The sequence below is a fragment of the Streptomyces sp. NPDC015345 genome, from assembly GCF_043078805.1.
Lineage (GTDB): Bacteria > Actinomycetota > Actinomycetes > Streptomycetales > Streptomycetaceae > Streptomyces.
This window is the reverse complement of sequence record NZ_JBIBTX010000001.1, coordinates 264,098-276,418: the sequence shown is the minus strand read 5'-3', so window position 1 is coordinate 276,418 and position 12,321 is coordinate 264,098. Positions and strand designations below refer to the sequence as shown.

The 12,321-nt window shown below is 72.5% G+C and carries 8 protein-coding genes; 6 read left to right on the top strand and 2 right to left on the bottom strand.

Features of this window, described 5'->3' with window-relative positions; genetic code table 11:
* Window positions 1–7: 7 nt before the first annotated feature.
* Window positions 8–901, bottom strand: coding sequence for a hypothetical protein (locus ACF062_RS01315; protein ID WP_223774069.1), 894 nt, complete (start codon window positions 899–901; stop codon window positions 8–10).
* Between the two features lie 247 nt (window positions 902–1,148).
* Between ACF062_RS01315 and ACF062_RS01310 the strand changes: the two genes are divergently transcribed.
* On the top strand, window positions 1,149–1,946 hold the full coding sequence (locus ACF062_RS01310) for a S1 family peptidase (RefSeq protein WP_392134178.1): 798 nt from the start codon (window positions 1,149–1,151) through the stop codon (window positions 1,944–1,946).
* 153 nt (window positions 1,947–2,099) lie between these two features.
* A complete protein-coding gene (locus ACF062_RS01305; RefSeq protein ID WP_392134176.1) occupies window positions 2,100–5,207 on the top strand; it encodes an endo-alpha-N-acetylgalactosaminidase family protein in 3,108 nt (1,035 codons plus the stop codon).
* 27 nt (window positions 5,208–5,234) lie between these two features.
* Here the strand turns inward: ACF062_RS01305 and ACF062_RS01300 are convergent, their stop codons facing one another.
* Entirely contained in the window at window positions 5,235–6,992 is a 1,758-nt protein-coding gene (locus tag ACF062_RS01300) for a beta-galactosidase family protein (RefSeq protein WP_392136403.1), read from the bottom strand.
* A gap of 130 nt (window positions 6,993–7,122) precedes the next feature.
* On the opposite strand from ACF062_RS01300, the gene ACF062_RS01295 reads away from it, so the two are divergent.
* The 4 genes from ACF062_RS01295 to ACF062_RS01280 all read left to right on the top strand — a co-directional run bounded on the left by ACF062_RS01295 (window position 7,123) and on the right by ACF062_RS01280 (window position 12,103).
* Window positions 7,123–8,094 carry a helix-turn-helix domain-containing protein gene (locus tag ACF062_RS01295; RefSeq protein WP_392134174.1) on the top strand — a complete coding sequence of 324 codons (972 nt, stop codon included), beginning with the start codon at window positions 7,123–7,125 and terminating at the stop codon, window positions 8,092–8,094.
* An 11-nt stretch (window positions 8,095–8,105) separates the two neighbouring features.
* The gene (locus ACF062_RS01290; RefSeq protein ID WP_320591262.1) at window positions 8,106–8,450 is read left to right on the top strand and encodes a chorismate mutase; all 345 of its coding nucleotides are present in this window, start codon (window positions 8,106–8,108) and stop codon (window positions 8,448–8,450) included.
* A gap of 90 nt (window positions 8,451–8,540) precedes the next feature.
* Complete coding sequence (gene pepN, locus ACF062_RS01285) at window positions 8,541–11,099, top strand: aminopeptidase N (RefSeq protein ID WP_392134173.1); 2,559 nt, start codon at window positions 8,541–8,543, stop codon at window positions 11,097–11,099.
* A 149-nt stretch (window positions 11,100–11,248) separates the two neighbouring features.
* Window positions 11,249–12,103, top strand: coding sequence for an NAD(P)H-binding protein (locus ACF062_RS01280; protein ID WP_392134170.1), 855 nt, complete (start codon window positions 11,249–11,251; stop codon window positions 12,101–12,103).
* Window positions 12,104–12,321: the final 218 nt, after the last annotated feature.

The following is a 12,321-nucleotide window of genomic DNA, read 5'->3' as shown; positions in this document are numbered from 1 at the left end:
GCGACGCCTAGGCGTCGCACTCCAGGACCGTCCGGCACAGCGCGCACCGCGCCCGGACCCGTCCCCGCGCCGGTACACGGATCCGCTGGCAGCACGTGGGGCAGGGGAACGACACCCGCAGCGCCCCGAGGCCGTCGGACGAGAACGAGTACGTCCCGTCCCCCGGGCCCGACCCGTGCTCGCGCGCGTACCGCCGGTCCTTCGCGTACCGCCGTCTGCCCGCCCACCCGGCGGCCGTCAGCGGTGGCCGCTGCTCGTCGCGGCGGGCCTGGGCGAGCCCCTTGGTGTACGCCGTGTAGGCCTGCGCGCTGGTGAACCACGTCTCCGGCGCCTCACCGAAGGCCAGCGCCCGCTTGGCGAGGACGTAGCCGAACTCCTCGGGGGTGAGATAGCCGAGCTTCTGCGAGGAGACGCCGTCCTCGCGGAAGGCGTCCAGGAGCAGCCAGCCGGCGCCGAGGTACGCGGCGGCGGTGTCGGTGAGGATCTCGTTGTCGCGGGTGCCGGGGAACGACAGGTCGAGCCGGTGCAGATACACGTGCATGACCTCGTGGGCGAGCGCCGCGCCGATGTCCCGCCGGTGGGTGCGGAAGCGGTCGTTGAGCTCGACGAAGTACTCGGGCCCCGCGGTGAGTTCGACGTTGGCGGCGTGTTCCATCGCGCGGAAGCCGACGATCACGCGGGCGTCGGGCAGGCGCAGGTGCCGCACCATCTCGCGGGCCACCCGCTGCGCACCCAGATGCAGGTCGTCCTGGTCGCCGAAGGCCACATCGGCGGGGGCGACGCTGGTGTCGAAGGTGTGGACGGTGTCGTACGAAAGGCGTTTGTAGAGCGCGGTGACGGCGGCGCGCACGGTCTCCAGATGGGGGTAGCCGTGCTGCACGGGACCGCCGCCGACCGTCACGTCCCTACCCCCTGATGTCAGCCGTCGGACACTGAACCCGGCTCCACTGTAAGGGCGTTGAGGCCCTCGGGAGCGGACCCCGCGGCGGGGCGTGGCCGGAAACCTCCCCTTGTCCTGAGCGGACACCGATCTCCATAATCCGCAACAACGCTTTGTCGGGCTCATGCCATCCGGGCGGTTGAAACGGGCGGCAAGGGCCTGCCCTCGCGCGCGCTCCCCTCATCAACCCCCCACGAAGGGTAGTCAATTGAAGACCAAGCTGCGTGGAGTCAAGAGAGCCGCCACCCTCGGCACGATCGCGCTCGCCGCCCTCAGCCTTCAGCCGGTGGCCGCGTCCGCCGCCCCCGACCCGGGCCCCCAGCCGAGTGAGCGTGTCGTCGGAGGGACCCCCGCCAAGCAGGGTGAGTTCCCGTTCATGGTCCGTCTGTCGATGGGCTGCGGCGGTTCCCTGTACGCCAAGAACATCGTGCTGACAGCGGCCCACTGCGTGGACGGCTCCGGCAACAACACCAGCATCACCGCCACCGCCGGTGTCGTGGACCTCAGGAGCTCCGCCGCGATCAAGGTGAAGTCCACCAAGGTCCTCCAGGCCCCCGGCTACAACGGCAAGGGCAAGGACTGGGCGCTCATCAAGCTGGCGAAGCCCATCGACCTGCCCACGCTGAAGATCGCCAAGGACACCAAGTACAACAAGGGCGACTTCACCGTCGCGGGCTGGGGCGCCGACCGGGAAGGCGGCGCCCAGCAGCGCTACCTCCTCAAGGCGACCGTCCCGTTCGTCAGCGACGCCGACTGCAAGGCCGCGTACGGCGGCGAGCTCACGCCCGGCGAGGAGATCTGCGCGGGCAACCTCGCCCAGGGCGGCATCGACACCTGCCAGGGCGACTCGGGCGGCCCCATGTTCCGCAAGGACGAGGCCGGCGCGTACATCCAGGTCGGCATAGTCAGCTGGGGCAACGGCTGCGCCCGGCCGAAGTTCCCCGGCGTCTACACCGAGGTGTCGACGTTCGCCGCGGACATAGAGAAGGCGGCGGCGGGACTCTGACGTCCGGCTGTCGCGGTGCGGGGCGTCCGAGACCGTGGGCGCCCCGCCCCTCGCGGTTAAGTCCAACACCTGTCCCTCCTTTGTCCATAGGCGTGTCCGCACCGCCCGGCGCATCGTGATCGGCACCGATTCCGCCCCATGGAGGGATGCCGCATGCTGCCGTCAGACACGTCCGGGCCGAGCCGCAGAGCCGTCGTCGCCACCGGTGCGCTCGCTGGGGTGGGGGCCGCCCTCGGAGCAGGGTCCGGCGCGTACGCCAAGGACGCTCCCGCCGGACCGGCCGCGCCCGAAGCGACCCTGCGCTCCCGCCACCTGGACGTACGCGTCGCCACCGCCTTCCCGCGCGTCATCGCCTACACCGACCGCGCGAGCGGCGCCGTCCTGCACGGCGCCACGGACGCCGTCACCACGGTCCTCATCGACGAGACCGAGCACACGCCCGAGGTGACCTCCTCGGCGGACAAGGCCCGCATCGCGTACGTACTCGCCTTCGCGGGCGGCACCCGCATCCACGTCGAGATCGCCGTCGAGGGACGGCAGGTCCACTGGCGCGTCACGAAGATCGCGGACACGGACGCGCTGCGCGTCGGCACCCTGCGGATCCCCGGCCTCTCCCTGCTCGCCGTACGCGACGACCAGCCGGGCGCCGCCCTCCTGGCCGCCAAGGTGCAGCTGGACAAGGCCAAGAGCGGTGACACTCTGATCCGGCCGGACAAGGACACGCCCGCGGCGGCGCCCACCGGTTGCGCGTACGCCGTCGTCGCGCACGACCGGCTCGGCGGCGCGATCGAGACGAACACCGTCTACGACAGACCGACGAGCGCGGCGGGCACCACCTGGGACAACGGCCGGCTCTGGCACGAGACGGTGCGGACCGGCGGCCGCGTGGAGGCGCGGCTGACCCCGGGACAGTGGACGCACCGGGCCGCGACCGCCCCCGTGGACGCCACCGAACCCCTCCCGTACGCCACCGTCGTGATCACCGGCGACCGCAACGGCGACGGCAAGGTCGACTGGCAGGACGCCGCGACCGCCTTCCGCGACATCATGGTGACCCCGCTCGGCGCCGACGAACAGCATCTGCGGGTCGTCCCGCACATCCCGTTCAACTTCGCCTCGCAGGCCACCAACCCCTTCCTCGCCACGCTCGACGACGTCAAGCGCATCCACCTCGCCACCGACGGGCTGCGCCAGTACACGCTCCTCAAGGGCTACCAGTCGGAAGGCCACGACTCCGCCCACCCCGACTACGCGGGCAACCACAACACCCGCGCGGGCGGCCTCGACGACCTCAACACCCTCGTCCACGAGGGCGGGAAGTGGCACAGCGACTTCGGCGTGCACGTCAACGCCACCGAGTCCTACCCCGTCGCCCACGCCTTCTCCGAGAAGCTCGTCGACAAGAACAACAAGCAGTGGGACTGGCTCGACCAGAGCTACCGCATCGACCAGCGCCGCGACCTCGTCTCCGGGGACATCATCAAGCGCTTCGCCGACCTGCGCGCCGAGACCGACCCGGCCCTCAACACCCTCTACATCGACGTCTTCCGCGAATCCGGCTGGACCTCCGACCGCCTCCAGCGGGCCCTGCGCGACCAGGGCTGGAACCTCACCACCGAGTGGGGCCACGGCTTCGAACGCTCGGCACTCTGGTCGCACTGGGCCACCGAGACCGACTACGGCGGCGACACCTCGCGCGGCATCAACTCCCGCCTGATCCGCTTCGTCCGCAACCACCAGAAGGACGTCTTCGCCGACAAGTGGCCGACCCTCCTCGGCATCGCCCGCATGGGCAACTTCACCGGCTGGATCGGCAAGACCGACTGGCACGCCTTCTACGACCTCATCTGGACCCACTCACTGCCCGCCAAGTACCTCCAGGCCTACCCCATCAAGACATGGGACGAGCACGAGATCACCTTCTTCGGGCCCACCGGGACGACCGTCTCCGACGCCGTCGAAGGCAAGCGGCGCATCACCACCGACGGACACGTCGTCTACGAAGACGGCCGCTACCTGCTGCCCTGGGAGCCCCGCAAGGCCACAGATCCCGCCAAGCTGTACCACTACAACCCCGCCGGCGGGCGCAGCACCTGGCACCTCCCGCGCGCGTGGGCGGGCCGCTCCCGCGTCGCCCTGTACCGGCTCACCGACCAGGGCAGGGTCTTCGCGTCGTACGTCCCCGTGCGCGGCGGCCAGGTCACCCTCGACGCCGAGCCGAAGCAGCCCTACGTCCTCTACCGCGAGCGCGCCGCCGCCCTGCCCGACCCGAAGTGGGGCCAGGGGACACCGCTGCACGACCCGGGCTTCCACTCCGGCTCCCTGAAGGGCTGGCAGGTCAGCGGGCCCGCCACCGTGAAGCGCAGCGCCCTCGGCGACTACGAACTGGTCATCGGCGCGGGCGGCGCCGCCTCCGTCGGACAGCGCCTCGCCCGCCTGCGGGCCGGTAGGTACGTGGCATCCGTGCAGGTCGAGGTCGGCGAGAAGGCGGGGGAGCGGCGCAAGGCCTCCCTGGAGGTGCGCACCGCCGACGGCGTCACCGCCGCCAACTTCACCGAGACGTCCACCGCCGGCAACTACGTCGCCGCCGACCGCAAGCACGGCACCCGCTTCCAGCGCATGTTCACGTACTTCACCGTCCCCGAGGGCGGCGGCACCGCCGAACTGACACTGCGGACCGCGGCGGGCCACGCGCGCGTGCGCTTCGACAACGTACGGGTGGCCGCGACCCACCGCCCGGCAAAGCACCCCCGCACCACCCTCGTTCACGAGGACTTCGAACACGTCCCGCAGGGCTGGGGCCCGTTCGTCAAGGGCGACGCGGGCGGCGCCACCGACCCGCGCACCCACATCGCCCAGCGCCACGCCCCGTACACGCAGCGCGGCTGGAACGGCAAGGCGATCGACGACGTCATCGACGGCGGCAACTCCCTGAAGTCACGCGGCGAGAACACCGGCCTCGTCTACCGCACGGTCCCGCACACCGTCCGCTTCACGCCGGGCAAGCGCTACCGCGTCTCCTTCCGGTACGAGAACGAGAAGGCGGGCCAGTACGCCTGGGTAACCGCCGTCGACGAACCCGCACCCCGCGAGATCGACCGCGAGGAACTCCCTGTCGCCACCGACCCCACCACGCTCACCTACGAGTTCACCGCCCCCGCCGAGGGAGAGGCCTGGGTGGGCCTGCGCAAGACCGGCGGCGACGGTACGGCCGAGTTCGTGCTCGACGCCTTCGAGGTGACCTCCGTGACCGAGGGCTGAGCGGGACGGGGCGGCCCCTCGCGGGCCTCAGGACAGCGTGACGGCTGCGCCCGGGGCCGCCCCCTCCAGCTCCAGCACCCACACCTCGTTGACGCCCTCCCGCAGCACGGGGCCCGGCACATACAGCGACCGCTGCGGGCCGACCGACCAGTACCGGCCCAGATTGAAGCCGTTCACCCAGACGAATCCCCGCGTCCAGCCCGGCAGTTCGAGGAACGCGTCGCCGGGGGAGCCGACCTCGACCGTGCCCCGGTGCAGGCCTCGCCGCCCCTCCCCGGGACCGGCCACGGGAACCCCCCGCACCGCCGACGGCACGTCGAACGCGTCCAGCCGCAGACCCCGCGCCCGCACCCCGTGCAGGTACTGCCGCTCATGCAGGACACCCCCGCAGATCCCCTTGGACTCACCCGAGCGCGGCCCGTAGTTGACCCGGCCCAGTGACTCCACCCACAGCTCCACGCGCGCGTGCCCGGCCACGGGGTCCTCCAGGACGGGCTCGTCCTCGGTCAGGACCCCGGCCCGCTCCCCGTCCACGTACACGACCGCCAGGTCCCGCAGCCCCCGCACGCTCAGCCGGTAGGGACGGCGCGGACCCGGCACCGTCAGGGCGTAGCGCACCAGGCCCCGGTCCACGTCGAGCTCCTCGAAGGTGGGCGGCACGGCATGCTCGGCCTCCGGGGTGCCGAGGCACTCCAGGACCGTGTCCAGCGGGGCCCACTCCGTGAGCGCCGCCGTGGCGGGGGCGCCCAGCACCGGCGGGGGCGGCGGCGGCTCGGGCAGGGGCTCCGTCGCGTACGGGGCGAGCACCTCCCGGAAGCGCCAGAACTTCGCCGTGGGACGGCCGGCCTCGTCGATGGGCGCGTCATAGTCGTACGACGTGACGTCCGGCTCCAGCGGCCCGTCGTGCAGCGCCCCACCGCCCCGGTTGGCCCCCGCCCAGCCCGCGAAGTTCGTGCCGCCGTGCGCCATGTAGAGGTTCACCGACGCCCCGCACTCCAGGATCTCGCGCAACGCCGCCGCCGCGTCGTCCGCGTCCCGTACGACATGATCCGCGCCCCAGTGGTCGAACCAGCCGCACCAGAACTCCATGCACATCAGCGGCCCCTTGGGACGGTGCGCGCGCAGCGTCCCGAAGCCGGAGCGCGCCCCCGAGCCGAAATTGGCCGTCGCCAGGACCCCCGGGACCGAGCCGCCGCTCAGCATGTGGTCCTCGGGGCCGTCCGAGGTGAACAACGGCACCCGCACACCCTCGCCGCGCAGCAGATCGACCAGGCGGCGCAGATACACCTGGTCCGAGCCATAGCTCCCGTACTCGTTCTCGACCTGGACCATGATCACGGGGCCGCCGTCCGCGCCGCCGTGCTGACGCGGCACGACCTCCCGCAGCAGCCGGTGGAACCAGCGCTCCACATGCGCCAGGTACTCCCCGTCACGGGTACGCGCGCGTGCCCCCAGGGGCCCCGTCAGCCAGTGCGGCAGCCCGCCGTTCTCCCACTCCGCGCAGATGTAGGGGCCGGGCCTGACGATCGCCCACAGCCCCGCCTCGCGCGCCGCGTCCAGGAAACGGCCGAGCGCCGACACGTCGCGGTACCGGCCGGGCCGCGGCTCGTGCAGGTTCCACGGGACGTACGTCTCCACGCAGTTGAGCCCCATCGCCCGCAGCATCGCCAGGCGGTGCCCCCACTGCGCCTCGTGCACCCGGAAGTAGTGCAGCGCGCCGGAGAGCAGCCGCACCGGCCGCCCGTCCACCTCGAAATCGTCCTCGCCGACCCTGAACCCGTCCATCGTGTCCTCTCGCTCACCCACCGCCCGTCCACGATCACCTCTGGCGGGCGGCGGGGTCCATGGACAAAGATCGGGTCCGGTTGGACGCAGCGAGCGGGTCGGCCGGGCCCGCACCGGAAGGGGCACGCGGATGTACCACACGTGGATGCGGTATTTCACTCCCAGCCCGGCCCACCACAAGCTCGGCCTGGCCTGCCTCGGCGTCGGCCTCCAGCACGGCCTCCTGCCGACCGTCGGCCCCCGCACCCTCGACCACCACGTCGCCGTCGTCATCAGCGCGGGCGGCGGCTGGTTCCGCGGCCCCGACGGACGCCGTACGACGGTGACCGCACCCGCCCTGATCTGGCTCACCCCCGGGGTACGCCACCACTACGGGCCCGACCCCGACACCGGCTGGGACGAGTGCTTCGTCGACTTCACCGGCCCCGCGACCGCGACGTACACCGAACTCGGCTACATCGAACCCAGCCGCCCCGTGGTACCCCTCTCCGACGCGGCGGGGGCCCGCGCCGCCGTCGGCCGCATCGCCCGCGCGGCCCGCCGCGGCAACCCCCTCCTCGAAGTCGAGACCGGCGCCGCCGTCCACGAACTCCTCGTCGCCCTGCGCCGCGCCCGCGCCGACATCGCCCCCGACGGCGACCCCGTCCTCCAGGCCCTGGCCCGCGACGCCTTCCGCCCCCTGTCCGTCGCCGAACACGCCGCCCGGCACGGCATGACCCCCGCCGAGCTGCGCACCGCCGTGCGGCGCGGCGCCGGATGCAGCCCCAAGGACTACCTCCTCGGCATCCGCCTCGGCCGCGCCAAGGAACTCCTCGCCGCCACGGAGCTGCCCGTCGCCGCCGTCGCCCGCCGCGTCGGCTACGACGACCCGGCGTACTTCTCCCGCCTCTTCACCCGCCGCGTCGGCACGGCACCCGTCCGCTTCAGGGAACAGCAGGGCCGTGCCGTGCCCGGCGGCTGGTCACAGCAGGTGCCGGATCCCGATGACCCGCCCATGCTGCGGTCTCCCTCCGGGGGCGGCACAGGGGAAGCACCGGTGCGGCGGGACCACACCCCACCCCCCGCTCCGCCACCCTCCCACCGCCCCCGACCGGCAACGTAGGCTCATGCACCATGACCACCAGCCACACCAGTGACGCGAACGGCGCGAGCGCGGCGGAGGGTACGGACGAGGCCGTGCGCGCCGAGCTGTCCCGTCTGCGCGACAGCATCGACAACATCGACGCCGCCGTCGTCCACATGCTCGCCGAGCGCTTCAAGTGCACCCAGCAGGTCGGCCACCTCAAGGCCAACCACCAGCTGCCGCCCGCCGACCCGGCCCGCGAGGCCCGCCAGATCGCCCGGCTGCGCGAACTCGCCGAGAGCGCCAAGCTCGACCCCGCGTTCGCCGAGAAACTGCTCAACTTCATCATCGCCGAGGTGATCCGCCACCACGAGACGATCGCCAAGTCGTCCTGACGGCACCTCCCCCCGTCGGACGGCGCACGGCGCACGGCGCACACCGCCCTGACCTTCACCGATGCCGGTGCCATCGGGCAGCATGGGCCCATGCCCGTACTGACGCGCGACGAAGCGCAGACCCGAGCCCAGCTCATCGACGTCCACCGGTACACCGTCGAGCTCGACCTGACCCAGGCGACCGACCCCACCGTCGGCACCTTCGACTCGCGTACCGTCATCCGGTTCAGCGCCCGCACCGACGGCGCCACCTTCGTCGAGCTCAAGCCCGCCGAGCTGCGCTCCGCCACCCTCGACGGGCAGCCCCTCGCCGTGGACCTGACCGACAACCGCCTCGCGCTCGACGGGCTCACCGCGGGCGAACACGAGCTGCGCGTGGACGCCGCGATGCGCTACTCCCGCACCGGCGAGGGCATGCACCGCTTCACCGACCCCAGCGACGGCGAGACGTACACGTACACGCAGTTGTTCATGGAGGACGTGCAGCGCGTCTTCGCCGCCTTCGACCAGCCCGACCTGAAGTCCGTCTTCGAGCTGACCGTCACCGCCCCCGAAGGCTGGACCGTCCTCGCCAACGGCATCACCGAACACCTCGGCGACGGCACCTGGCGCGCCGCCCCCACCCCGCTCATCTCCACCTACCTCGTCGCGGTCGCCGCCGGCCCCTACCACTCCGTGCGCACCGAACACCGCGGCCTCCCCTTCGGCATCCACTGCCGCCGCTCGCTCGCGCCGTTCCTGGACGCCGACGCCGAGGAGATCCTCGACATCACGCGGGCCTGCTTCGACCGCTACCACGAGAAGTTCGAGGAGCCCTACCCCTTCGACTCCTACGACCAGGCGTTCGTCCCCGAATTCAACATGGGTGCCATGGAGAACCCCGGCCTCGTCATCCTCCGCGACGAATTCGTCTACCGCTCCGCCGTCACCGACACCGAGCGGCAGACCCGCGCCATGGTCATCGCCCACGAGATGGCCCACATGTGGTTCGGCGACCTCGTCACCCTCACCTGGTGGGACGACATCTGGCTGAACGAGTCCTTCGCCGAGTACATGGGCTTCCAGACCACCGCCGAGGCCACCCGCTTCAAGGACCCGTGGACCGACTTCGGCGTCACCCGCAAATCCTGGGGGTACGACGCCGACCAGCGCCCCTCCACCCACCCCGTCGCCCCCGCCGCCGACGCCGTCCCCGACACCGCGTCCGCGATGCTCAACTTCGACGGCATCTCGTACGCCAAGGGGGCGAGCGCCCTGCGCCAGCTCGTCGCCTGGCTCGGCGAGAAGGACTTCCTCGCGGGCATCAACACCCACTTCGCGCGGCACAAGTTCGCCAACGCCACCCTCGCCGACTTCATCGACTCCCTCGCCCACGCCACCGACCGCGACGTGCACGCCTGGGCCGAGGCCTGGCTGCGCACCACGGGCGTCGACACCCTCACCTCGAAGGTCGCGCACGCCGGACGCGAGTGGACGCTCACCCTCGACCGCGGCACGGGCGACGGCACCCACGGCGACGGCCGCCCCCACCGCGTCGCCGTCGGCGTCTACGACCGCGACCTCGCCGGCGGCCGCGGCCTCGTCCTGCGCGAGCGGTACGAGACCGACATCCCGTCCACCGAACCCGCCACGCCCCGCGACGGCGGCCGCCCCGCCCTGATCGTCCCCAACGACCAGGACCTCACCTACGCCAAGATCCGCCTCGACGAGACCTCCCAGGAGACCGCGCTGCGCGACCTCTCCGGAGTCCCGGACGCCCTCACCCGCGCCGTCCTGTGGAACAGCCTGCGCGACATGGTCCGCGACGGCGAACTCGACGGCGGCTCCTACCTCGCGACGGCCCTCGCCCACCTCCCCGAGGAGAGCGACCTCGCCATCGTCCAAGGCGTCCTCACCTTCGCCACCGCCCACATCGCCGGCCGCTACGCCGGCCCCGAGGAGCGGCCCGCCGCACTCGCCGCCCTCGGCGAACTCTGCCGCGACCTGATCCGGCGCACCGAGGACGGCTCCCACCCCGGCCTGCGCCTCACCGCCGTCCGCGCCGCCATCGACATCGCCACCCAGCCCGGGCCCCTCCAGGCGTGGCTGAACGAGGGCACCGTGCCCGGCGGCCCCGAACTCGACCCGGAGCTGCGCTGGCGCGTCCTCGCACGCCTCGCCGTGCTGGACGCGACCGACGAGGCGGCCATCGCCGCCGAGCTGGCGCGGGACCCGAGCGCCACCGGCCAGGAGGGCGCCGCCCGCTGCCGGGCCGCGCTGCCGGACGCCGCGGCCAAGCGGGCCGCCTGGGACGCGATGTTCGCCTCCGACGAACTGTCCAACTACCTCCTCAAGGCCACCGCCCAGGGCTTCTGGCAGCCCGAACAGGCCGACCTCGTCAGGGAGTACGTCCCGCGCTACTACGAGGACGCCGTCGCCGTGGCGGCCCGGCGCGGCCCCGCGATCGCCGACGTGGTGGGCCAGTGGGCCTTCCCCGCCCCGTTCGTGGACGCCGAGACGCTGCGGCTGGGCGAGCGGTGCCTGCGGGACGCGGACCCGATCCCCGCCCTGCGCCGCAAGTTCGCCGACCAACTCGACGACCTGGCGCGGGCGTTGCACGTCCGGCAGGGCACAGGCAAGGGTACTGAAAAGGGCACAGGCAGGGTCTGACCCGAGCCGCGCGGCGTAGGTCCCACGGCCTACGCCCACTGGTCCCAAACGACGATCCGGCACCCGGCACAACCGGCCTAGGCTCGCACCTGGGCCGGGCCGGACCTGCCGGAACGGCCGCGCGCACCCCGACCAGAAGGAGCCCTGCCGTGATCGTCGTGACCGGAGCCACCGGAAACGTGGGCCGCGCCCTCGTGGGCCATCTCACCGCCGAAGGAACCCCCGTACGCGCCCTGACCCGCGCCCCCGAGCGCGCCGGACTGCCCGAATCCGTGGACGTCGGCCACCTCGACCTCTCCGGCGACCGGCCCCGACCCGCCGACCTCGCCCCGCTGTTCGAGGGAGCCTCGGGTCTCTTCCTGCACCTCCAGGCCGCGGGCACGCACACCGCCGCCCTCCTCGAAGCGGCCCGCGCGAGCGGCGTCCGCCACGTCACCGTCCTCTCCTCGGGCATCATCCAGGACGGCGCCGACACCAGCCACCCCATCTACGCCGCACACGCCCAACTCGAAGCACACGTGACGGAGAGCGGCCTCGGCCACACCTTCCTGCGGCCCAACGCCTTCGCCACCAACTCCCTCCAATGGGCGCCGCAGATCCACGCCGGTGACACCGTGCGCGGCCCCTTCGGCGGCGCCGTGACCGCCCCCATCCACGAGGACGACATCGCCGCGGTCGCCGCCCGCACCCTCCTCGACGACGGACACGACGGCGCCGTCCACCGCCTCACCGGGCCCGAGGCCGTCACGACGGAACAGCAGATCCACGCCATCGGTGCCGCCCTCGGCCGCGCCCTGCGCTTCGTCGACATACCGCCGAACGAAGTCGGCCCCGAACTCTTCCCGCACGTACCGCCTCAGATGCTGCCCGCCATCCTCGCCTCCTTCGCCGAGACCGTCGGCGCCGAACCGGAGATCACCACCACGGTCGAGACCGTCACCGGCAAGCCGGCCCGCACGTTCGCCCAGTGGGCCGACGACCACAAGGACGACTTCCGCCCCTGAGAAACCGCAGAGCCGTGCCAGAACCCCGGGCCGGCAGTTCCGGCACGCGACGCCCGGCGCCACCCCTACGCGCCCCCGGCCCGCTCAGCACCCCCACCGCACCCACACGTTTTCTCCGCACGGCAGTACCACTTTCGGGTTCGGATCGCCGAGGACCCCGGGCACGGCGCCCACGCGGCGTACAGGCTGGTGCCCCTGTACGCGCGCACCCGAAGGAC

Excerpts from the sequence above, each read along its gene's own strand:
- ACF062_RS01305 (WP_392134176.1), top strand. The coding sequence starts at position 2,100 with ATGCTGCCGTCAGACACGTCCGGGCCGAGCCGCAGAGCCGTCGTCGCC.
- ACF062_RS01300 (WP_392136403.1), bottom strand. The coding sequence starts at position 6,992 with ATGGACGGGTTCAGGGTCGGCGAGGACGATTTCGAGGTGGACGGGCGG.
- ACF062_RS01295 (WP_392134174.1), top strand. The coding sequence starts at position 7,123 with ATGTACCACACGTGGATGCGGTATTTCACTCCCAGCCCGGCCCACCAC.
- ACF062_RS01290 (WP_320591262.1), top strand. The coding sequence starts at position 8,106 with ATGACCACCAGCCACACCAGTGACGCGAACGGCGCGAGCGCGGCGGAG.
- pepN (WP_392134173.1), top strand. The coding sequence starts at position 8,541 with ATGCCCGTACTGACGCGCGACGAAGCGCAGACCCGAGCCCAGCTCATC.